Source organism: Oceanobacillus longus, from assembly GCF_042650085.1.
Lineage (GTDB): Bacteria > Bacillota > Bacilli > Bacillales > Amphibacillaceae > Oceanobacillus > Oceanobacillus longus.
The window spans coordinates 25275-48456 of record NZ_JBHSAO010000004.1; the positions used below are offsets into that span (position 1 = coordinate 25275).

At 40.7% G+C, this 23182-nt stretch carries 22 protein-coding genes; 9 read left to right on the forward strand and 13 right to left on the reverse strand.

Going from position 1 to position 23182, the window contains the following annotated elements; translation table 11 throughout:
• Positions 1-11: 11 nt before the first annotated feature.
• The 3 genes from ACFOUV_RS06770 to ACFOUV_RS06780 form a co-directional block, all read right to left on the reverse strand.
• On the reverse strand, positions 12-1232 hold the full coding sequence (locus ACFOUV_RS06770; protein ID WP_379496029.1) for an NRAMP family divalent metal transporter: 1221 nt from the start codon (positions 1230-1232) through the stop codon (positions 12-14).
• 391 nt (positions 1233-1623) lie between these two features.
• Positions 1624-2796, reverse strand: a complete 1173-nt coding sequence (locus ACFOUV_RS06775; RefSeq protein ID WP_379496030.1) for a toxic anion resistance protein — start codon at positions 2794-2796, stop codon at positions 1624-1626.
• The gene (locus tag ACFOUV_RS06780; protein ID WP_379496031.1) at positions 2793-3437 is read right to left on the reverse strand and encodes a 5-bromo-4-chloroindolyl phosphate hydrolysis family protein; all 645 of its coding nucleotides are present in this window, start codon (positions 3435-3437) and stop codon (positions 2793-2795) included. Before ACFOUV_RS06780 ends, ACFOUV_RS06775 begins: the two co-directional genes overlap by 4 nt.
• A gap of 204 nt (positions 3438-3641) precedes the next feature.
• Between ACFOUV_RS06780 and coaW the strand changes: the two genes are divergently transcribed.
• The gene (coaW, locus tag ACFOUV_RS06785; RefSeq protein WP_379496032.1) at positions 3642-4442 is read left to right on the forward strand and encodes a type II pantothenate kinase; all 801 of its coding nucleotides are present in this window, start codon (positions 3642-3644) and stop codon (positions 4440-4442) included.
• A gap of 75 nt (positions 4443-4517) precedes the next feature.
• Here coaW and ACFOUV_RS06790 read toward each other — a convergent pair whose 3' ends face one another.
• The 4 genes from ACFOUV_RS06790 to ACFOUV_RS06805 all read right to left on the reverse strand — a co-directional run bounded on the left by ACFOUV_RS06790 (position 4518) and on the right by ACFOUV_RS06805 (position 6981).
• The gene (locus ACFOUV_RS06790; RefSeq protein WP_379496033.1) at positions 4518-5276 is read right to left on the reverse strand and encodes a polyphosphate kinase 2 family protein; all 759 of its coding nucleotides are present in this window, start codon (positions 5274-5276) and stop codon (positions 4518-4520) included.
• A 14-nt stretch (positions 5277-5290) separates the two neighbouring features.
• Positions 5291-5971, reverse strand: coding sequence for a hypothetical protein (locus ACFOUV_RS06795; protein WP_379496034.1), 681 nt, complete (start codon positions 5969-5971; stop codon positions 5291-5293).
• Between the two features lie 119 nt (positions 5972-6090).
• Positions 6091-6666, reverse strand: a complete 576-nt coding sequence (locus tag ACFOUV_RS06800; protein WP_379496035.1) for a transposase — start codon at positions 6664-6666, stop codon at positions 6091-6093.
• A 15-nt stretch (positions 6667-6681) separates the two neighbouring features.
• A complete protein-coding gene (locus ACFOUV_RS06805) occupies positions 6682-6981 on the reverse strand; it encodes a DUF3006 family protein (protein WP_379496036.1) in 300 nt (99 codons plus the stop codon).
• Between the two features lie 257 nt (positions 6982-7238).
• On the opposite strand from ACFOUV_RS06805, the gene ACFOUV_RS06810 reads away from it, so the two are divergent.
• Both ACFOUV_RS06810 and ACFOUV_RS06815 read left to right on the forward strand, forming a co-directional pair.
• Positions 7239-8564, forward strand: coding sequence for an MBL fold metallo-hydrolase (locus ACFOUV_RS06810; RefSeq protein ID WP_379496037.1), 1326 nt, complete (start codon positions 7239-7241; stop codon positions 8562-8564).
• 80 nt (positions 8565-8644) lie between these two features.
• Positions 8645-8905, forward strand: a complete 261-nt coding sequence (locus tag ACFOUV_RS06815; protein ID WP_379496038.1) for a DUF3006 domain-containing protein — start codon at positions 8645-8647, stop codon at positions 8903-8905.
• A 103-nt stretch (positions 8906-9008) separates the two neighbouring features.
• Here ACFOUV_RS06815 and ACFOUV_RS06820 read toward each other — a convergent pair whose 3' ends face one another.
• The 4 genes from ACFOUV_RS06820 to pdxS form a co-directional block, all read right to left on the reverse strand.
• On the reverse strand, positions 9009-9908 hold the full coding sequence (locus tag ACFOUV_RS06820) for a sulfurtransferase (RefSeq protein ID WP_379496039.1): 900 nt from the start codon (positions 9906-9908) through the stop codon (positions 9009-9011).
• Positions 9909-10095: 187 nt separating this feature from the next.
• Positions 10096-10287, reverse strand: a complete 192-nt coding sequence (locus ACFOUV_RS06825; RefSeq protein ID WP_379496040.1) for a CsbD family protein — start codon at positions 10285-10287, stop codon at positions 10096-10098.
• A gap of 85 nt (positions 10288-10372) precedes the next feature.
• Complete coding sequence (gene pdxT, locus ACFOUV_RS06830) at positions 10373-10966, reverse strand: pyridoxal 5'-phosphate synthase glutaminase subunit PdxT (RefSeq protein WP_379496159.1); 594 nt, start codon at positions 10964-10966, stop codon at positions 10373-10375.
• Positions 10967-11052: 86 nt separating this feature from the next.
• Positions 11053-11940: a pyridoxal 5'-phosphate synthase lyase subunit PdxS gene (gene pdxS / locus ACFOUV_RS06835; RefSeq protein ID WP_379496041.1), complete on the reverse strand. Its 888-nt coding sequence runs from the start codon at positions 11938-11940 to the stop codon at positions 11053-11055.
• Positions 11941-12072: 132 nt separating this feature from the next.
• Between pdxS and pdxR the strand changes: the two genes are divergently transcribed.
• The 5 genes from pdxR (at position 12073) to ACFOUV_RS06860 (ending at position 19032) form a co-directional block, all read left to right on the forward strand.
• Complete coding sequence (gene pdxR, locus ACFOUV_RS06840; protein ID WP_379496042.1) at positions 12073-13509, forward strand: MocR-like pyridoxine biosynthesis transcription factor PdxR; 1437 nt, start codon at positions 12073-12075, stop codon at positions 13507-13509.
• Between the two features lie 402 nt (positions 13510-13911).
• On the forward strand, positions 13912-15339 hold the full coding sequence (locus ACFOUV_RS06845) for an alanine/glycine:cation symporter family protein (RefSeq protein ID WP_379496160.1): 1428 nt from the start codon (positions 13912-13914) through the stop codon (positions 15337-15339).
• Between the two features lie 120 nt (positions 15340-15459).
• Positions 15460-16908, forward strand: coding sequence for a dipeptidase (locus ACFOUV_RS06850; protein ID WP_379496043.1), 1449 nt, complete (start codon positions 15460-15462; stop codon positions 16906-16908).
• A gap of 362 nt (positions 16909-17270) precedes the next feature.
• Positions 17271-17663: a helix-turn-helix domain-containing protein gene (locus ACFOUV_RS06855; protein ID WP_379496161.1), complete on the forward strand. Its 393-nt coding sequence runs from the start codon at positions 17271-17273 to the stop codon at positions 17661-17663.
• A 160-nt stretch (positions 17664-17823) separates the two neighbouring features.
• Positions 17824-19032 carry a CynX/NimT family MFS transporter gene (locus ACFOUV_RS06860; RefSeq protein WP_379496044.1) on the forward strand — a complete coding sequence of 403 codons (1209 nt, stop codon included), beginning with the start codon at positions 17824-17826 and terminating at the stop codon, positions 19030-19032.
• Between the two features lie 99 nt (positions 19033-19131).
• Here the strand turns inward: ACFOUV_RS06860 and ptsG are convergent, their stop codons facing one another.
• Entirely contained in the window at positions 19132-21192 is a 2061-nt protein-coding gene (gene ptsG, locus ACFOUV_RS06865) for a glucose-specific PTS transporter subunit IIBC (RefSeq protein ID WP_379496045.1), read from the reverse strand.
• Positions 21193-21387: 195 nt separating this feature from the next.
• Positions 21388-22236, reverse strand: coding sequence for a glucose PTS transporter transcription antiterminator GlcT (gene glcT, locus ACFOUV_RS06870; protein WP_379496162.1), 849 nt, complete (start codon positions 22234-22236; stop codon positions 21388-21390).
• A gap of 338 nt (positions 22237-22574) precedes the next feature.
• On the opposite strand from glcT, the gene gvpQ reads away from it, so the two are divergent.
• A complete protein-coding gene (gene gvpQ / locus ACFOUV_RS06875; protein WP_379496046.1) occupies positions 22575-23141 on the forward strand; it encodes a gas vesicle protein GvpQ in 567 nt (188 codons plus the stop codon).
• Positions 23142-23182: the final 41 nt, after the last annotated feature.

Consider the following 23182-nt stretch of genomic DNA (forward strand, 5'->3'; position numbering starts at 1 on the left):
ACCATTTTTGATTAGAACAATTGTGGCAATGTCTGGATTAATGTTCTAACTCCTAGATAGGTTGTTAAAAGAACGACAATTGCACCGAACACAGTCAACCATACTGGATGTTTGTAATCACCGATAATTTTTTTATTATGTGCTGCCAATAGGATGGATCCTAATGTCAACGGCAAAATTAATCCATTCACAGCACCGGCGAGGATAAGCAATGTTACTGCCTCACCGATAAACACGAAAACACCGGTTGAAAAGATAATAAAGCCAATGATCCAATAACGATAATATTCTTCAATTTTTTTATGGAATGACCGAAGAAATGAGACAGATGTATAGGCCGCACCAATAACAGATGTGATTCCCGCAACCCAAAGCACAAGCCCGAACATGCGATAACCAATTTCTCCTGCTGCATGTTGGAATACAGTTGCCGCTGGGTTATTTGGGTCAAGATTTACCCCTGCAGAAACTACTCCAAGAACGGCAAGGAACAGCATAATACGGATGAATGATGCTACCAAAATTCCCATAACGGATGTTCTCGTTACTTCAGGAATACTTTCCTTTCCAGAAATACCGGCATCCAGCAAGCGATGTCCACCGGAAAATGTGATGTACCCACCAACCGTACCACCAACGATAGTTATAATGGCATAAAAATCAAGCTCTAAAGGAACAACTGAACGATAGATTGCTTCTCCGACTGGCGGCTGACTCACGAACATCACATACGCAATTAAAATAATTAGAAGGCCACCAAGCCATTTTACGATCTGATCCATCGCTGCTCCGGCTTCTTTTGATAAAAATATAAAAATCGCAATAACGGCTGTTATAACGGCACCAACTCTTGGATCAAATCCCAGCAATGCATTGGTACCAAGCCCTGCACCACCAATATTTCCGATATTAAAAGCAAGACCACCAATGACGATAAAAATCGCTACGACAAAACCAAGTCCCGGCAGAACAGCATTGGCTATCTCTTGGCCGCGCATTCTGGAAACAGCGATAATTCGCCAAACATTTAGCTGTGCACCAATATCCAGGAATATCGATGCTAAAATAACAAACCCGAAACTAGCAAGCAAGGTTTCCGTAAATACAGCTGTCTGTGTTAGAAACCCTGGTCCGACTGCTGAGGTAGCCATCAGAAAAGCAGCGCCAATCAGCGAATTTTTTCTATTCTTTTTATCTTTCTCCGACAGTATCACTGGTTCTTTTTTAGACATGTTGTCACTCTCCTTTTTTCTGCTTCGTATAGTAGGATGTTTCCCTTATTCTTCATTTATTAATAAAATTGATAAAAATCGATATCAGGGAGGAGGCTAAAGCTATGACCACGGAAAACGAAGTGTATCTCCGAAGCGTTATGTTATGTCACAGTATGTAGATTTCATCGCAGTAACAACAAACTTTTATAAAACAGTTTTACTATTATAACATAGGATGCTTTTTTTCAGTATTTTGGAATTGCTACCTTCACGGAGCATGCATGACATAGGGATTCCCAAGGTCGGATTTCCTTAACACACATCCTAAACGAAAAAGCCGTTAGCCTCCATGCGTCGCACAGATGCCAACAGCTACTATTTTTCGACAAAATTTGGGGAGTGACAGGCACTACCGTAGTTCAAGTAGTTTTTGTTTGAGTTCTTCTTCCATTCCGTGTAATTCTTTTTCGGCGAGGTGTCGTTTTTCGCGTCCCTCGGATTGGATTTGGATTGTTTCTTCAATCGTGGAAACAAGATGTTCCTGTGTTTGTTTTAATGTATCGATATCGATCAGTCCTCTTTCATTTTCTCTCGCTGTTTCGACTGTATTTGTTTTTAGCATCTCTGCATTTTTCAAGAGAAGATCATTGGTCGTTTTCGATACTTGTTTCTGTGCTTCGACTGCACTACGCTGTCTTAGTAGTGTTAGTGCGATTGCAACCTGATTTTTCCAAAGTGGAATAGCTGTTAGGATGGATGATTGAATTTTTTCAACCAAGGCCTGGTTTGTATTCTGTATGAGTCGAATCTGTGGTGCACTTTGCATCGTAATCTGTCTGCTCAGCTTTAGATCATGTGTCCTTTTTTCCAATCGATCAGCAAATTGCATCATATCGTTGACTTTCTGAAAATCCATCTGACTTTGGCTCACTTCTGCTTTTCTTCTCAGTTTCGGAATAGTCTCGTTCTCCAATTCCTCCAGCTTCACTTCACCTGCAGCGATATAAATATTTAAGGCATCATAATAATCCCTGTTTTTATCAAATAATTGTTCAAGCATCGTATTATCTGACATTAATGCGTCCTTGCTCCGATCCAGTTTAACGCTGACCCGATCAATTTGGGCACCTGTTTTTTGATACTTGGATAGGATTTCGTTCACGGAACCAGAAATTTTCCCAAAGACGCGGGAAAAGATACCTCGCTTTTCTGGCTTTAGTTCATCCGGATTGACCTGCTCGAGCTTTTTCATTAGATCCGTTAGAATCGATCCGATCTCACCAACATCCTGATTTTGGACATGTTCCAGCATGCCATGGGAAAACTCCAACAGTTTCGATTGTGCCTCTGTTCCATATTGGGCAATCGACTGATTGTTTTGTGGGTCAATTTGCTCTGCCAGTTGCATTGCCCGCTCTCTGCCTTCTTCAGGTAATTTATTAATTAGCTTTTCAGGCTTGTCTGTTTGTGGTTTAGGTTGTGTTACAGGTGCTGAGGCTTCTTCCCCTTTTAGTACGCCAAATGGATTAGCAAGTAAATCATCTATTTCCTCAGATCGTTTGCCTTCGTTTTGTTGAGTCATTTCGTTAACCTCCTGTTATCCTTTTTCGTTCTGCTGATGGACTGCTTGGCCACATCAAGTTCGAAGTGCAATGTGTCGATATCATCATCGAGCATAATATGCAAGTCCTTTTTGATGGATTCACCAAGCATTCCCACCGTCTGCCTTGTATCCCGCAATTGTTTTTCCATTTCTCTTGTTTTAGCTGGCTGGGATGACAAATACGCATACTTGTCCGTCAGTTCCACGAGGGAATCGAGATGATTGTAAAAAAATCCTTCCGCCTGATAAAAGCGTTTCGGTTCTTTTTTTGCGTTTGCATATATTTTCTGTGCAGTTCGTGCAATTTCGAGATTTTGCTTCGCATGCTGCATTGACCGTACACGAAATAGAGACTTTTGCAGTCTTGATATTTTATGTTTTGCTTCTTTTAGATTCGTTTCGATAAATTTATATTCCCGCCTCGTCAATCCATTCACTTTCACATAGCGGTAATCCAAGATCTGCTTGGAAGTAAGGTACACAACCGCTCCACCAGCAATAGCGAATAAACTCGAGAGCAAAAGGCTTTGTCCAAAAGCGAAAAAGCTGACCAAGCCTGTTGAAACCGTACCTACAAAACCTGTCATTGACTGAATTATAAATTGGAATACAGCCCTCACATCCATCAACTCCTATATAAAAATCCCGGAAGACTTTTAATTAATGATAACCTATACCTACTATTATACTACTACGAGAGCTACCTGCAAAAGGTTTCACCCAAAAAACCGAACAGTGCCTGTCACTTCCCGAATTTTGTCGAATGAGGATGTGTGCGATATGATAGGGTAAGAATAAAACATGTTTTGGAGGGGGTTTTATTTATGAGAAGAATTGGTATTGATGCTGGGGGTTCACTGATAAAGCTTGCCTATGAGGAGAGCGGTAGACTTCATGTGAAAACCTATCCCAATCAGGATAGGGAGCAACTTCTTCAATGGCTGACAAGTGTCGCCCCTGATGCTACACTTCATGTGACAGGTGGAAAAAGCGGTTATTTGGCCATGACTGCAACTCAAAGAACCCGTTACGTAGACGAATTCCAGGCAATCATAGAGGGCACACGTTATTTGCTCGATCAGGAAAAACATAGTCCAAGTAATGAATATATTATTGTCAGTATTGGTACAGGCACATCAATTTTTCATGTCACACCAACACATTATGAGCGATTATCGGGAAGCGGTATTGGTGGAGGCACATTCATGGGGCTCGGTTCACTGATCACAGGTGAAAAAGATTTCTTCAAGCTCGTCGAATTAGCCGCAAAAGGGGATCATAAAAACAGTGATCTATTAGTAAAAGATATCTATGCTCCTGATGAAGCACCACTTTTCGGTGACCTAACTGCAGCGAATTTTGGTAAAGCACATGACAATGATTCCGCAACGACAGAGGATCATATGACTGCACTCATACAGTTAATTGGAGAGACCATTATTCTACTTGCCGGACAAGCGGCAATTGCAAAAAATACACAGAAAATTGTTTTTGTCGGTAGTACATTAGACCGAAATAAAGCCCTTCAAGACGTATTAAGCAGTTTTCAAGATCGCATGGCCTATGTGCCTGTTTTCCTTTCTAGGGGACCATATGCAGGTGCAATTGGCTCTTTACTTTTGTAAGCAGCTGGCGGTGACCGGAAGCAAGCCCTGCCCTGCTAAAATTAGTCGGGCTTGACCTAGGATTGGTAGCCCGACTTATTCCTCAAATAAAGCGTATTCCGGTAATTCGATACTTGCCTCTTTCAAATAATCTTCTATATGTTGGACCGTACTTTTAAGAACTTTTACACGCGCATAACGTTTATTATTCCCCTCAACAACAATCCATGGTGCATAATCGTGGTCGGTTCGCCGCAGCATTTCTGTTGCTGCCGTTTCGTAATTATCCCACTTTTTTCGGTTTCGCCAGTCTTCATCCGTTATTTTCCAGCTTTTCAATGGATCATTTTGACGTTTCTCAAAGCGATCCAATTGCTCATCTTTTGATATTTGAATCCAAAACTTTAGGAGAATGTAGTGATCATCTGTTACTAATTTTTCAAAGTGGTTTATTTCATCATAGGCCCGTTTCCATTCTTCATTTGTCGCAAACCCTTCAATGCGTTCAACGAGCACCCTACCGTACCAGGAACGGTCAAAAACCCCGAATTGGCCATATTGAGGAATCTTCCGCCAAAATCGCTGCATAAAATGATATCTTTGTTCGTGTGGCTTCGGTGCAGCTATCGGGTGTACCGCAACACCTCTTGGATCTAGCTCGGAAGTTAGACGCTTAATAGCTCCACCTTTTCCTGCCGCGTCAACCCCTTCAAATGCGAGAATGACACCAAGATTTTCATCGACGATTTTCCGCTGTAAGCTCATTAGTCGTTTTTGATATTTATCCAGTTCTTTTTTATAGGTTACTTTATCCATTTTTTTATGATGATCTAGTTTGCTTAAATCAATTTCCATGGATTTTGACCTCCTTAGGCGTCAGGTGTTTTATCATCGGAATTCGAACTCAATGTGAGATCAATCAAATAGAGCGGCGAGATTCCCTGTTTCTCCGCTATTCTCTCGATATAAACAGCATTTGCACCATCATTCATGTACGTTTTCAATCCTTCCATATAATTGTAGTATCTGTTATAGGATTGAAAAGACGATCCGAAAATCTTTTCGCACACATTTTTTTCAAACATCGGGAACACCTGTGGAAACATAAAATGCAAGATTTTCGTCAATGTTGGGAGCTGACTAGCGATATTTTCTTTTTCATAAATCATGGAACTGACTGGGATTAGAAATTCATTCAGATTGTATTGCTTCTTTTTAAAGCGAACTATTTTCTCTTCTTCGCTATCTATAAATTTGATTTTCTTTAGTTTTGCATGTAGGAAATGCTTTTCCATCGTAATGAAATTCTCATCTATGGTTGACGGTGTTGCCGACTTTGGAACGCTCTGTAGCCAGGAATACGTAAATGCGATCCGCTTCACCCAGTTTTTTTCCGAGTGCTTCCCGGCAGAATTCGCGAAATAGTTTATAATGACAGGGTAAGATGCCCGTTGCCATTCATTCACATGTTCCCCATTCAGTGCCTTATCAATCGCTTCCTTCGTTAAAATACCATCCAATTTTGCAAATATGTCCATGGAATCTATCATAAAATCGACCTACTTTCCCTTTTCTATAACAATTCGCTAAAAAGTCGAAAACTCCTGCCTGATTCGAGGAAGGACTCTCCAGTGCTGCAGTGCCTGTCACTCCCCGAAATTTGTCGAATTTAGTCGCCAACAGTAGCAAGGATAATATTTTCATCTGTTTTGTTCAAAAACGCATCATACTTTCTTCTCTTTCCAATTTCATCACTTGGTAAACATTGCAGTAGATCGTTTTTATTCAATAACTGTGATTGAGAATCATAGTAATAGTGTCGGTAGCTGCTCCATGGATAATTTTCTGCCCGATGTACCATTCCTGCTTCAACAGGATTCAAGTGGATGTAACGGCTAACTTCCAGCAGGCCATATGCTGTGCCAATCGGTTTGTCAAAAAAACGTTTTTCAAAAACATGTCCACTTACATTATTCTTTGTGTTGAAATAGTCTGCATACCGCTTATTTACCATGGACATCACTTTGGATATTGGTTGCTCGGTCGTGTTAAGCAGCAAATGATAGTGGTTAGACATGAGACAGTAGGAAGCTAACTTAAATGGGCTTTTCTCGTGGACATTGTGTAGTATCTTAAAAAAGACTTTGTAATCTGCCTCTTCCTTAAATAATAGATCCCTCCGATTGCCACGTGATGAAACATGGTAATATGTATCCGGAATCCAGACGCGCTTATTTCTTGGCATAATACCCTCTCCTATCTAATTATTTTTCGACACAATTCGGGGAGTGACAGGCACCAATTCGATGGTGAGGTGGGTGTTGGCTTTGCTGTTTGGTGGGAGGAGCGCTTTTGGGAGGATGATTTCTTCTCCTTCTTCTTCCAGTAGGATGACTGCCATGTCATTCTCAAATCGGTCTATGTAGCCGGTAATCTCCACTTTTGCTGCATCTTCTTGTGAAAAAACAATGCTTGAGAATAATATAAATGCCAAGAATCCTGCTATTACAGTTACAGGGAGTACATACAACGGATGTCTCTCCTCCACAGAACTTTTCATAAAATCTTCCTCCTTCCTATTTTCTCCATTATGCCAACTCCTTCGAAAACTTTCATCTTTGTAAAATAGTAAAACCGAGGATATAAACACCTTGAAAACGTATTTTTCCTTATGGATAAAATCGTATAGTTACCTGTAAAACGATACATAAAACGCTATTTTTATTAAGTTTTAAAAGTCACGGGCTAAAATCACGTAGATTTAACTGCTATTCTTTGGTACGCTTAATGGGAATGTAAACGTATGGGGGAATATAATTGAATACGAGATTTTTACTGATGATAATTCTAACTGTTTTTCTGGTTGCATGCGGTCAGGATCAGGATGGAGCAACTCAAACGAGTGAGGATAGTCATCTTGATGATCATACCGAGGTTAAAACAGAAGATAGAGAAAAAGTAGTTCCAGAACCTGAAGAAGAAAGCGAGACATCGGAAGAGACCGCCAAGACAGAAGATGAGACTGCTGCAACAGAAACAGCAGAAACAGTGGAAGAAGAAGAAAAGGTCAGCCAGGCTGCCGCATTATCGGATTTAATGGTTCATTACATCGATGTTGGGCAGGCAGACGCAACGCTTTTTCAGTATTCGGATGAGGCCGAGGACTATACCATCCTTTTCGATACAGGGGACTGGCGAGGAAGTGAGGTTGTAAATTATCTCCAGTCACATAACGTTTCCTCTATTGATTTGGTTGTTGTCAGCCACCCGGATGCCGATCATATCGGGCAACTTGATAAAGTGGTGAATACATTTGATGTCGGTGAGGTTTGGCTTTCTGGGAATGAAAGCTCTTCACAGACATTTCAAAGAGGAATGGAAGCGGTGATAAACAGTGGCGCAGATTTCCATGAGCCACGAACCGGTGAGGAATTCGAAATTGGACCGCTCGAAATTGATGTGCTTTACCCTTCCAGTATATCCGGCAAGACAAATGAGGAGTCTATTTCATTACTTTTCACATACGGCAGCACGAAATTTTTATTTACAGGCGATGCGGGCAGAAGCGATGAATTGAAAATGATGAATAGTGGAATTGATATACAGGCAGATATTCTTCAGCTCGGGCATCACGGGTCAAATACATCCAGTGATCCTGCCTTTATTGATGCAGTCAATCCATCTGTTGCCATTTATAGCGCCGGGTCCAACAACAGCTATGGACATCCCAGTACGGAAGTCGTTTCACTTATCCAAAATACAGGTATCGAGCTTTACGGAACAGATGTACATGGCACGATTGTCGTCACTACCGATGGGGAAAACTATCAAATTGCGACGAATAAAGATGGAACAGTTAGTCCTGAGAATACGGACTCAACGACACCGGTAGAATCGGAGGCCGAGGAAGAACCCGATGCTGATGCGGATTCATCCAGTGATGCTCCTGCTGACAGTTCCTGTATTAATATTAATAATGCTTCGGTTGATGAAGTTCAAGGGATTATCCACATTGGGCCAGCACGAGCACAGGATCTTATTGATTTAAGACCTTATCATTCTGTCGATGACCTAGGCCGCATTAGTGGAATAGGGCCAGCGAGAATCGCGGATATAAAAAGTGAAGGATTGGCATGCGCATAATTTGAAACTTCATTTAGTGGGTCCGGGGCGTCCTACTGCAAGTTAATAGGTGATAAATGATGTAAGGAGGGGACGTAAAAATGAAAGGAATTCTTGATCGATTCGAAGGTGACAAAGCTGTTATTTTAATTGAAGAACAGAAAGCAGAGTTCATTGTTGGGAAAAGCAAATTACCCACAGGCAGCAAAGTGAACACTGTTTTCTTAATGGAAGAGAATGACGGCGACTATAAAATACTTAGGATTAATACTGAGGAAACCCAGGCCAGCGCTGAGACATCATCTAACTTGATGGCAAAACTCAGAGCCAAAAGCAGCGGAAGCAAGTTCGGAAAGAAGTAGGTGCCTGTCACTCCCCGAATTTTGGCGAATATTGTCGAGAAAAAAGGTTAGCTTTGGAATGGGGTAACCCACAAATCCTAGCTAACCTTTTTATAAATCATTCTTATTTTTCAACCTTGTCTAATGGTAATGAAGGATCCGCAGCCCATTCGGTCATGGAGCCATCATACATTGCTACATTATCTTGGCCAAGTTTATTTAAAACGAGGGCATTCCATGTTGCCGCAATTCCACTTCCACAATAAGTAATAACCTTTTTACTTGGATCAAGCGCACCAACATCTTCAAACTTTTTACGTAACTTTTCTTCGTCATAAAGTTCTTTCGTTTTCATATCCGAAAGTTCTCCAAAGAATACATTTACACTACCTGGAATATGTCCACTTCGAGCATACGTATCTGATTCTCCTTTAAAGTCAGCTTCAGATAAGCTATTCAGCAAAAGTACACTTTCATCGTTCAGTGCATTTTTTACATCTTCTTTTGTTGCTAAAAGTTCCGGACGACGCTCACCAGAGAACGTTGCTGTAGGATAGGATCCCGACTCTGTTGTAACAGGACGGCCTTCTTCATGCCACTTAGGAAATCCACCGTCAAGTACTGCTACATTGTCAAAACCTTCGTAACGTAATTGCCATGCAAGACGTGAAGCCCAATCAGATGCAATGACAGGAGCTCCTGCCACGGCATAGCCTTGATCATAAACTACCACATATGTGTCATCACCAACACCAAGCTCACTAATCTTATTTACAAATCGTTCTCTTGATGGCACAGTGAATTTAAATGCTGCATCCGGATCAGAAAGTTCCCCAAGTAAATCAGCAAAAACGGCACCGGGAATATGACCTTTCTCGTATGCTTCTTTTCCCGACCAAACATCGTAATATCCACCTTCAGCAGGTTGTTTTAAGAATGTTGTAGCGTCCAACAACCTTAACTTAGGATCTTCTTGTCTTTCCGCTAACCATTCCGTACTTACAATTAAAGGGATCTTACTCATCACCTATTCCTCCTCATTATCTAAACTAAATTATTCATATCTATTTAGTTTGATTTAATCATATATTAACAGGTAATTTAATCTTATTCAACTAAGGTGCCTGTCACTCCCCGAGTTTTGTCAAAATATGTCGATAGACAAAAGAAGCCACCGGATCTATTCCAGTGGCTTTGCTATTTTACCTATCCTAATATTTATTATTCTTATCTTTATTTTTTGTATCTCCTACACTATCTTGTACTTCACCTTTCACTTTATCAAGCTTACCATCTGCTTTTTTATTGGAATCATTAGTTGCAGAACCCCATTGATCTTTTGCTTCACCTTTAATTTTGTTACCTACACCTTTTGCTTTGTCTTTAAATCCGTTGTCTGACATTTAAATCCCTCCAACTTGTAGATACTATATAATTACCCTGCTGGAGAAAATATCAAACATGGTGCTTCCGCTTCGCTAAAGTTAATCATTGAGTGATAGGCACAGCAAAGGAAGAGGTTACCATTTCGGTGAATAATTTTATAAATCTCGTATCTGATGTCAGTTCAGGATGGAACGAGCATACGATCAGATTTTTTTGGCGTGCTGCTACAATTTTCCCATCAAAAGTAGCTAATATTTCCACATGATCAGCAACAGATTCAATGTACGGCGCACGAATAAACACGGATGGAAACACACCATCTATACCTTTCACTTCTATATCCGCTTCAAAGCTGTCACGTTGCCGTCCAAATGCATTCCGTCTCACTGTAATGTCCATTAAATATAGATGAGATTCCTCTGCGTCGGCAATTTCCTTAGCTAGTAGTACCATTCCGGCGCATGTTCCAAGGATTGGCTTACCCGCTTGCGAAAAGCTCTTTAAGGCACCAAGGAAACCATATTTGATAATAAGGTTTTTAATTGCTGTACTTTCCCCACCAGGTATAATCAATCCGCTAATTTCATTTAGCTGCTCCGTTTTCTTCACACTGACTCCTCGGAAACCAAGCGCTTCAATATGCTTTAAATGTTCCTCCACTGCACCCTGAAGCCCTAGTACGCCAATCGTCATGATTCCTTCACCCATACACGCTCAGTCCCCCTTATTAACTATCTATCTCTATTCGACAAAATTCGGGAAGTGACAGGCACTGCCTCTGCCTACCAGCCGCGCTCTTGCATTCTTTCTTCTGCAGGTAGTTTGGAGATGTCGATTCCTTTCATGGCGCTACCAAGTTCTTTTGATAGTTTTCCAATTAGTTCATAGTCATTATAATAAGTCGTTGCCTGAACAATGGCACTGGCGAATTTTTCCGGATTTTCCGATTTGAAGACTCCTGACCCTACGAAAACACCATCCGCGCCAAGTTCCATCATTAAAGCAGCATCCGCTGGTGTAGCGACACCGCCGGCAGCAAAGTTAACGACAGGGAGTTTCCCTTCCGCTCTAATTTGCTTCAATACATCATATGGAGCACCCAATAATTTTGCTTCGGTCATCAATTCATCGTCGTTCATATGCACAACTTTTCGAACCTGGGCTTGAACTTTACGCATATGACGAACTGCCTCGACAATGTTTCCTGTACCTGGCTCCCCTTTTGTACGAAGCATTGCAGCACCTTCACCAATACGTCTTGCAGCTTCACCTAAATCACGGCATCCGCAAACGAAAGGAACGGTATACGCACTTTTCAAAATATGAAATTCCTCATCCGCTGGGGTTAACACTTCACTTTCATCAATATAATCGACACCCATCGCTTCTAACACGCGAGCTTCTACTACATGCCCGATCCGTGCTTTTGCCATTACAGGAATAGATACCGCGTTGAGCACTTCCTCTACAATTCGTGGATCCGCCATTCTTGCTACGCCACCAGCTGCACGAATGTCAGATGGTACACGTTCCAATGCCATTACAGCTACTGCACCTGATGCCTCCGCAATTTTCGCCTGCTCTGCATTAATGACATCCATAATGACGCCACCCTTTTGCATTTGTGCCATTCCTCTTTTTACTGTTTCACTACCCAATAATTTGTCCATATTTCCACTCCATCCCCTAAATGTCAGTTTGTAATTTTCTAATATATCCTATATTATAAAAAGTATGTGAACCTATTAAAAGTGTCAGTTTTCGAAATAATAACAAGGTCAGTCCAAAAAGGAGCAATAAAAATGGAAATGCTATCCTGTCATTTAAACCGCGATATAGAAATACCCCTATACGAACAGTTGTATATTTATATAAAAAATGAAATAACGGAAGGTCGTTTGCCATACGGTTCCAAGCTTCCATCCAAACGCAAACTAGCTGAATTTCTCAGCATCAGCCAAAATACGGTTGAGACTGCATATGATCAGCTCATTGCAGAAGGTTATGTGGAATCCTTGCCACGTAAAGGCTATTTCATAATGGCAAGTGGAGATTTGGAATACGTGCAGCCTGCTGATGCAGATCCGAAACTTGATCCTCGTGAAGAAGAACATTCAGACGTTACGTACAATTTCCATCCAAGCTGGGTTGATACTGAAAATTTCCCTTTTGCACAGTGGCGTAAGTATGCGAAAAATACAATAGACAAACAGAATCATTCCCTACTTTTACTTGGAGATGCGCGGGGGGAATTCGAACTGCGCCAGGAAATTTCCTACTATTTGTACCATGCCAGAGGAATTCAGTGCTCCCCGGAGGATATTATTGTTGGAGCAGGGGTAGAAGTTTTATTGCAACAGCTTTTGCTTTTATTTGAAAAAAATACGGTATATGGTGTCGAGGATCCCGGATATCATTTGATTTTACGTATTCTGAAAAGCTTTCCGAATGAAGTTTACCCGCTTGAAGTTGATGAGGAAGGTATACAGGTCGAGCCGATTGAAAAAGCAAATCCGAATGTCGTGTACGTGACCCCATCACATCATTTCCCATACGGAACCGTGCTTTCGGTTAATCGGCGTACACAGCTTCTGAACTGGGCTGCTGAGGAAAAGAACCGTTACATTATAGAGGATGACTATGATAGTGAATTCCGGTACAGCGGGAAATCCATCCCTTCATTGAAAAGCTTGGACAAAAAGGGAAATGTAATCTATTTGGGATCTTTCTCCAAATCACTTATTCCATCATTGCGTATTAGTTATATGGTTTTGCCTAAGCAATTGTTAGAGCGATATAAAGATGAACTATCCTTCTATCATTCTTCCGTTTCACGTATTGACCAGCACATCCTTGCTCAATTTATGAAGGAGGGTGACTTTGAGAGGCATCTAAACCGCATGCGGAAAATCTACCGACGGAAGCTCGAGAAAATTATTGATATGTTAAAGCCATATGAAGATACAGTATCCGTGATTGGGGAGCGATCTGGTCTGCATATTGTGCTTTCTGTAAAAAATGGCTTGAGCGAAGGGGAACTCGTAAGCCAAGCGTTAGATGCTGGCATTAAGGTCTACCCCCTTTCTGGCTACTCTTTAGGGAAAAACTACGAAAACCCGCCAAAAATCATTCTCGGCTTTGCCGGCATCCCAGAAGAAAACCTAGCAAAAGCCATCACCACCCTCCTCAACATATGGGTGCCTGTCACTCCCCGAAATTTGTCGAAAACCGAACAGTGACAGGCACCACCCGAATTATGTCGAAAAATGTGTTAGGGAGATGTATTGGGAAGGGATTCATCTAGTATGGAGTCGGTCTGTTTATATTTTTATTGCCCTAATCACCTTTTGCCTGTACAATTCTTTTGTACCACAATCTGATATAATATTGCTGATTTTTGAGTCTATATCAGCAGTTCTTTTTTTCTGTCTATACCGCTTATGACGTCAATTAAGTGAAGCATAGAATTATTCTAAACGGGTATGTACAAGTTATAGTAATGAGTCTCTATCCGAATTTGTACAACTTATTCATGTGTCTGCTGCCTATTATCCCCAGAATGGCACTGACAGAATTCGACAAAAATCGTGGAGTGACAGGCACTGTGTTGTAGTCATATATTATTTAGGGAGTGTTTGATGTTGGAACTTTTAGAAGGAATTATTGGGATTATTAATGATTTTCTATGGGAATATATATTAATCATCGTTTTGATTGGGTTAGGACTCTACTACACAATTAAAACAAAATTTGTGCAGTTCAGGACGATTCCTGAAATGTTTAAAGTTATCACTGACAAGCGGGCATTCGATGCTTCGGGGAAAAAAGGGACAAGCCCATTCCAGGCATTCGCAATCAGTGCTGCTTCCCGTGTTGGGACGGGTAATATGGCTGGTGTTGCTTCAGCTGTTGCACTTGGTGGACCAGGAGCATTGTTCTGGATGTGGCTGATTGCTCTTTTAGGTGCTGCGTCAGGATTTGTGGAGAGTACACTAGCACAAGTTTATAAAGTCAGGGATGCTGATCAATACCGCGGTGGTCCTGCATACTACATCGAAAAAGGTCTTAAAAATAGATGGCTTGGTATTGTATTTGCTGTCACCATTACATTTACATATGGCCTCGTATTCAACTCGGTTCAATCCAATACGATAAGCCTTGCTTTTGAAGGGCAATTTGCTTTGGACCCTACAATCGTTGCTATTGCTTTGGTTATTTTAACAGCCCTCGTCATTTTTGGCGGATTAAAAAGTATTGCTAACATTTCTCAGATTATTGTTCCAGTAATGGCTATATTATATATTGCCCTAGCTGTCATCATTCTGTTTATGAATCTACCTGCCATACCAGATATGTTTTCACTCATTTTTGCCAACGCATTTGGCATACAGCAAGTAGCCGGTGGTGGATTTGGTGCTGCAATTATGATGGGGATAAAACGTGGTCTATTTTCCAATGAAGCTGGTATGGGGGCTGCTCCAAATGCAGCTGCTACAGCAGAAGTAACCCATCCAGTTAAACAAGGTCTAATTCAGGCGTTGGGCGTATTTTTCGATACCATTCTTGTATGTACGGCAACCGGATTTGTCATTCTGTCTGCCGGTGGATTTGCCGGTAGTGAAGCTGACGGAATTCAAATAACCCAAAATGCGTTTACACAAATGCTCGGGGATTGGGCTGGGGTATTTATCGCAATTGCCATCTTCCTCTTCGCATTCAGCTCTATTTTAGGGAACTACTATTATGGGGAAAGCAATATAGCCTATATTAAGGAAAGCAAAATCGCCCTATTTATTTACCGAATTGCTGTGCTTGCTATGGTCGTATTTGGAACACTAGCTTCTTTTGATATCGTTTGGGCACTTGCTGATCTGACCATGGCGATAATGGCATTGATTAACCTTTACGCAATAACAAGGCTTTTCAAGATAGCAAACCATTTGCTCAAGGACTACCTCGATCAGCGAAAAAAAGGAAAAGACCCAGTATTTTACAAAGATATCCTGGATAATCAAGATGGAATAGAATGTTGGGAAAGAATTGAAGAAACAACTGAAAAGCAAAAATAAGAAAGATAGACAAGAAGTGCCTGTTGCATTCGATTCGACAAAATTCGGGGAGTGACAGGCACTTTTTCGAAACGATAACAGTACTAATTACAAATCATACTTAGTAAAGGAGGGTTTCGTTTGCCTTTGACACTTTTTTGGCTCATTGTTGCTCTTTTTTTTAACTTAACGAATCCAATGCCAACGATAGACAAGCTGATTTCAACTTTCCACCCGCCCCTGCAGCAGCAGGTGGAAAGCACCGAAGACATCCATGCTTCATCCATAATTATTGATGGGCACGTAGATACAATGATGAACATCATTAACGAAGATACATGGCTTCCCGAGACGGATATTGGTGAAGATACCTCCTTACATGTCGATATTCCCAAGCTCCAAGAAGGTGGATTGGATGCTGCATTTTTCGCTGCTTATACAACTGATTATTACGGAAATAATCCGCGAAATATCAGCCGCACCCTTGCTTTATTAAATGCACTTTATTGGACAGAGCAAAACAATCCAAATCAGTTTCAGATTGCTTCGACATCAATGGAAATAATGAAAACAATAAAAAGTGGAAAAATTGCAGCTATCCCAACGATTGAAGGTGCCTATTCGCTTCAAGAACATAATGCCATTGAACTGCTCCACCAGTATGACGACCTTGGTGTAAAAGCTATCGGCTTTAACTGGAATTATTCAAACGCACTTGGCGAAGGTGCTGATCGTGTTTATGGTGACCCGGCAAAAACCCCCTCACAGGGCGGGCTCACCGAACTAGGAGCAGAAGTAGTAAAGGAAATGAATAAATTGGGGATGATAGTCGATGTATCCCATATGTCCGAAGATACTTTTTGGGATGTACTTGAAGTCGCGGAGGCCCCAATTATGGCAACCCATTCTGGTGTCAATGCATTGAAAAACCATCAACGTAATCTTAACGACGAGCAGTTGATCGCTCTCTCTGAAAACGGTGGTATTGTCGGTATAGTCTTTTATCCAGTATTTTTGACAGATAATCCCGAGGCCTATGTAACAGATGTCGTTGACCATATTGACTATGCTGTCGATCTCATTGGCATCGATCATGTAGCCATCGGTTCTGATTTTGATGGATCTGACATGCCTAAGGATATTCATGACGCAACGGACCTGCATAAAATTACAGATGAGCTTATAAAAAGAGGTTACTCTGATGAAGAAGTCGAAAAGCTGCTCGGGGAGAACACTCTTCGACTTTTAATGGATGTTGAGGAGGCTGCTGAGATCAGCCCGTATAATAGCGGAGCCGGTGCAAACTTGAAAATTAATCCGGCGTTTGAAATGGGGGAGATTATAGACAGTACGACTCCAATCCTTTCAGCAAATATCGAAATCAGTGGTACATCGGAGATAAATAACAATAGCCTTAGAGTAATCGTTGATGGCATACCATATGAGCCTGTTTACAATTCAGAATCATCGAGCCTTACACTGGAAGTGAAAGAACCATTACAGGAAAAATTTCACGTTGTAACCTTTGAAGTTGCTAATGATCATAATGAAATTCATAGAGAAACGAGAATTTTTTATATCGATAATTGATTGATGGTTCGAAAATTCGGGAGTTCCAGTGCAACATCAGGGTGGCTTCTGTCACCCTGTGATTTTTAACTGATTGCTCCATATATGTACGATATTTTATCGTGTTATGTTTCTCGTTTTGCCTGAAAAATCTACTCAAAAGTTTACTTTTATTTTAACCTTGCCAAGTGTTTTTCCCTATTTCTCAGTTCTTATTTCCTAGGACTATTATACTTTCATTTCCAAATAATTTAAAGATTTGTTATGTTTAATTAACCACACAATTAGAGTGTTTTTTTTATTTAATACACATGTTGAGTGATTTTGATTAACTTTAAACCTTTTATGATAGATTTTCCCTCAAATGGGGGGAGATTTATTTGATGGACGGCTTCGGCAGACGCTTGGAAAACTTGAGAGAAAAACACGGATATTCCAAAAAAGAAATAAGCTCCAAGCTCGGTTTTCATGATAATACATATGGGCAATACGAAAGAGAAGAAAGAAGACCTGCTCTTGAAACGATTATGGAATTAGCAGAAATTTACCACGTCGATATTGATTATTTGATACAGGGTGAGAAAAGCGATAACCGTACTTCAGACAATTCTAAAGCAGCGAAAATAGAACAACTCTTAAACTATTTCAAGAATGCAGGAATAGAAGAACCCTACTTCTTGCAGCTTGAAAAATGGGCTAAGTTGGATGAGGAAGATCTAAGAGAGATTACTAATCATTTTGAATGGATTGTCCATCGAGCTTCTTTGAGGGAATAGAAACTATAAAAGCACCAGTGGCCGAATGCAATGCCACTGGTGCTTTATTATTATCGGACCACAGTCGACAAAATTCGGGGAGTGACAGGCACTCATTCATTTCTAAAAAGTGACAGAGAATAAACGAAATTATAAAATGGATGGGGAAGGAGTTAATAGTATGGATTTACAATCAGAATCACAGCAATCAAAACGATTATATTACTTCCTATTAACAACGGGTATTATTATCATTGCATTTAATTTACGCCCTGCCATTACATCAATTGGACCGATCATTGGTATTATTAGGGACGATATAGGACTTTCCAATTGGAGTGCAGGATTACTTACAAGTTTGCCGCTTATTGCATTTGCGATTATGTCTCCCATCGCACCACGCCTTGCTAATCGTGTTACAAATGAACGAAGTATGTTAATCGGTCTCATTCTATTATTCATTGGGATCAGTGTAAGGTCGATTTCAATAATCTTTCTCCTTTTTATGGGTACTTTGTTTGTCGGATTAGGGATTGCAATTTTAAATGTTCTTTTACCGGGTATCATTAAAGATAAGTTTCCGAATAAAGTTGGGCTGATGACGAGTGTTTACTCCACATCAATGGGGATTTTAGCTGCTACTGCTTCCGGTTTAAGTGTTCCTTTGGCAAATGGCATGAATGGTGGATGGCAGGTCGCTTTACTACTTTGGACCATCCCTGTCATGATAGGGATTATTGTTTGGAGCTACCTTTCCAGAAAAGAAAGTAAGAAAAATCAAACGGAAATAAAATTTATTCAATCTGCTGATAATCAAATTTGGCGTTCACCGCTCGCCTGGCAAGTAGCTGCTTTTATGGGGTTCCAGTCATTTTTGTTTTATGTAACAATTTCATGGCTCCCGGCTATTCTTCATGATTCAGGATTTAGTATGGCAACTGCAGGATGGATGCTCTCATTTACGCAAATCATCGGTCTTCCCGCAAGTTTCCTCGTGCCTATGATCGCGGAAAAATTTAAGTCTCAGCGTGGAATCGTTCTCGTTTTAACACTATCGAGCTTTGTAGGATATGGCGGGCTGCTTCTAGGCACCTCCTATGCCGTCATGTTGATTAGCATTCTATTGATTGGTGTAGCGCTGGCTGGTTCGTTCGCTTTAGCTCTTACGTTTCTCGGAATGCGGGCGCGAACTCCTAAACAAGCTGCTGAACTTTCTGGTATGGCCCAGTCTATTGGTTATTTACTTGCTGCAATTGGTCCAATTGTAATTGGTTACTTATACGATTTAACGAATGCATGGACTGTCCCACTGATTATGATTATGTTTGTGTCCATTCTCGTTTTCCTCTTTGGTATGGGAGCCGGGCAAAATAAATATGTTCTGGATTAAACGTTCATATAAAAAAAGCTGCTAGAGCGAAGTTAAATTCGTTCTAGCAGCTTTTTATTTTTCGACATAATTTGGGAAGTGACAGGCACTGGCCAAAGGCTATTGTATTTCGATAATGCCTTCTTCTCCGCTGTTTACTTGTGTTTGCTTTTTGATGGTGACTGTTTCTCCGTCCGTTAAGTTTGTGAAAACGATCGGTGTGATGGTTGATTTGGCATGTTTGCTGATATAAGAAAGATCTGCTTTTAGTAGGGATTGTCCCACTTTGACTTCCTGTCCTTCTTCAACAAGTAGTTCAAATCCTTCACCTTTTAAGTTGACCGTATCAATTCCCACATGAATCAAAATCTCTTTTCCGCCTTCGGATTGGATTCCAAGCGCATGCTTTGTTGGGAATGCATTGATGATTTTCCCGTTAACCGGTGATACAACAAGCCCATCAGTTGGTTCAATTGCAAAACCTTCACCCATCATTTTTCCTGCAAATACTTCATCTGGAACTTCGGTAATCGGTACTACTTTCCCCTTCATTGGAGAGAAAATAGCTTCATCAACTTTTTCATTCTGTAAAATTTCAGGATTCACTTCTTCAATTTGCTGCTGAATTTCTTCTTGCTGATCAACATTAGCAGCTGGACGTGGTCTTTTGCCGGAAATAATATCCTGCATTTGACCTTTAATAATTTCAGAACGTGGTCCAAAGATTGCCTGAATATTATCCCCAACTTCAAGAACACCCGCAGCACCTAATTTTTTCAATCCATCTTTATCGACATCGCTGATCGAATTCACCGATACGCGCAGACGAGTAATACATGCATCCAAGTGTGCAATATTTTGCTGTCCACCCATTGCTTCAAGTACATTGTAAGCAAGATCCCCTGCTTCAGCTTCTTTACCATCCGCTCCTTCTTCCTCCTCTGTTTCTTCACGACCAGGAGTCATCAGGTTGAATTTCTTAATAAAGAATCGGAAAATAACATAGTACAGAACTGCGAATACGAGTCCTAACAGAATCGCTATCCACCATGGTTCCCTGCCTGGTAAAATTCCAAATAACGCAAAGTCAATGGCACCACCCGAGAAGGTGTAACCGATATTGACACCAAGGAATGTCATCAGAACGAATGATAAACCATCTAATACGGCATGGATAAAGAAAAGAATTGGTGATACAAAAAGAAATGAAAATTCGAGTGGTTCGGTAATCCCGGTCAGGAAAGATGTCAGTGCCCCAGAACCAAGTAATCCTGCAACAAGTTTTTTCTTTTCCGGACGGGCTGTATGATACATGGCAAGTGCTGCTGCCGGCAGACCGAACATCATTATTGGATATTCCCCTGCCATAAAGTTCCCGGCAGTAATTTCAACCCCATCTTTTAATTGTTGGAAAAAGATTGTCATATCCCCACGAACCAAATCTCCAGCTACACTTGTGTACGTTCCAAATTCATACCAGAATGGCGCATGGAATATATGATGTAAACCGAATGGAATAAGCAGGCGTTTAATAAAGCCAAACATAAATACAGCAATATACGTACCTTCTTCCATCAGCCAATAGGATGCGGAATTCATTACTTCCTGTATTGGCGGCCAAATAATCATCAATAATAGTCCTACAATAAATGAAACCGCGGCAGTTGCTATCGGTACAAACCGTTTTCCTGCAAAGAAACCAAGAAAGGACGGCATTTCAATATCATGGAAACGATTAAAGCAATACGCCGCTATTAACCCGGCAATGATACCGCCAAATACGCCTGTTTGTAGTGTTGGGATACCTAGTACAGAAGCAAACCCTGGATCTTCTGCCACCATATCCGGTGTAACACCCATCCAGGATCCCATTACCTGATTCAGTACGAGATAACCAACAAGTGCAGCTAGTCCTGCTGCTCCATCAGCAGCTAGTCCTATCGCAACACCAATGGCGAAAATAAGCGGTAAATTATCAAAGATAACTCCCCCTGCATCTTCCATAACCGTTGCTAATAATTGAATCCAATCTGCTTGTAAAAATGGCAAATAACCGAGCATTGTCTCCTGTTGGGCGGCATTACCAAACCCAAGCAAAAGACCTGCTGCAGGTAAAAGTGCTACTGGCAGCATTAACGCTTTACCAACTTTTTGAAGTACACCAAAAGCCTTTTTAAACATAAGAGTACTCTCCTTTATATCATCGTTTTGCAGCATCCACTTTTTAAAAAAAGACATGAAAAAAGACATGAACAGAGATCACGAAAAAAGGATACAGATGCAGATTAGTCTGCCCTGTTATCACGTTTTCATGTCCCTACTCATGCCTGATCGAATCAGTTACACGTAAGAGAAATATATTCTATTAATAATACCTTAATAAGTGTCTACTTTTTCACTTAAACGCTGAAGGTGCATCGTTAAATAAACGGCCTCCGCGTCGTAAACTTGCTTTTTCAATGTCTGCTGCATAATTTTAACTAGCTTCCATGAAAGATTATAACACGATGGATATTCTTTTTTCAATAGCTCAGCAATCTTTTTTGGTTCTTCCAGCTTTTCCTCGTTTAAAACCCGTTCAACCGTATAACGAAGATGGCGAACAAGCCGGATGTAATTGATACTTTCACGGTCGATTACAATATGAAACTGATCCTCGATAACCCCAATCAATTTCGTTACCAGCTGGGAATACTTGTTGATTTCCGATATCGTTGTATCCGTATTCGCACTATGAACATGAAGTGCAATAAAACCAATCTCACCCTCTGGTAATTGAATATCCAAAGCATGATTAATATAATCCACCACTTCAGAAGCGATTTCATATTCACCAGGGTAAAGCGCTTTCGTTTCCAACAAAAATGGATTCCGAATCGCCATTCCTTTTAACAGTCGGGTGATTGCAAACACAATATGATCGGTTAATGCAACATGCACATTTTCATTTAACATGGACTTGGATCTCTTTTTTATAATTTCAATTGATGAGACGATCGCATTCAGCGTTTCTTCATCAATCTCCTGTAATAGTTTTTTATAATTCTCTTGTTCCTTTTCATCATGGAGTGCGAATAATTTTTCAACGGTTTCTTTTGCGATGGGGTCATTTTTTTTCGTGTTAAAACCAATACCCTTACCGATGAGCACTACTTCCTGACCCTTTATATCTACTGCAATCAACACATTGTTGTTAAGTACTTTTTTAACCGAAAATGTATCCATCATTCCCCCCCCCCTAAAGACCATATGTGCAACATTATATCACCAATACACATATTTAAAAACACTTTGCTTTTTGAGTATTCGATTTCTCCTATCGTTTTCCGTTTTAAGATTTTTGGTTTGTTTTTAAGATTAATATAATTGTAATGTTTGTAACACCATTCGCCCGAACCCACACCCCGACACAATCTATTCTTTCCTTTCTGTAACAATCGATCTGAATCTTTCATAATCAGCCAGTACAGGTTAAATTAACCAGTTTCTTAAATATTTTAGCTGGGTATTCATAAGAAAAGGGTCAGAGAACAACTTGGCAACCGCTCAAAAGGAGGTTACCTATGGGAGCACCCAAAAAGATCATGAATCATCCTGGAGTAACGGCATCTGTCATGGCCGGAGGAATTACATTTTTAGCTTCTACTGCACCATTGCTCTTCCCAAAGGTGCGCAAAGGGATTAAATATGCGATGCCAAAAGTAAAACATGTAATCAAGGAAGCCGATGACCCTACGGAATTAAAAGAGGCCGCTGAAAAAGAAATGAAAGAAGAAATGGCTGAGCAATTCCGCAACAAGCTGACGGAAAGCATTCAGTCCAAAGCGAATGAAGCCGCTGAAAAACTGCAGAACAAGAAAGAGGAAAACGCGAAAAAGGTTCATGCAAATGCAGAAAAAGTAGAAGACAAAATGCAAAGTGCCCTATTGCAAGTGAAGGATAAAGTGCAAGGTGCAAAAGAAACCGGTCAGGACTTCCAGAGCAATATGGGAAAAAGAACTAGATCCAAAACAGGAGTGCCTGGTGTGAATCAGATCAAAGGTGTAAGTCACATCAAAAGCGCCACTTCCATAAAGAGTTCAACAAGCATAAAAGGGCCAAGGTATATTAAACACCATTCAGATCTGTAGGCCAAAAATCGTTTCATAGATTTTTCATATAAATTTTCACA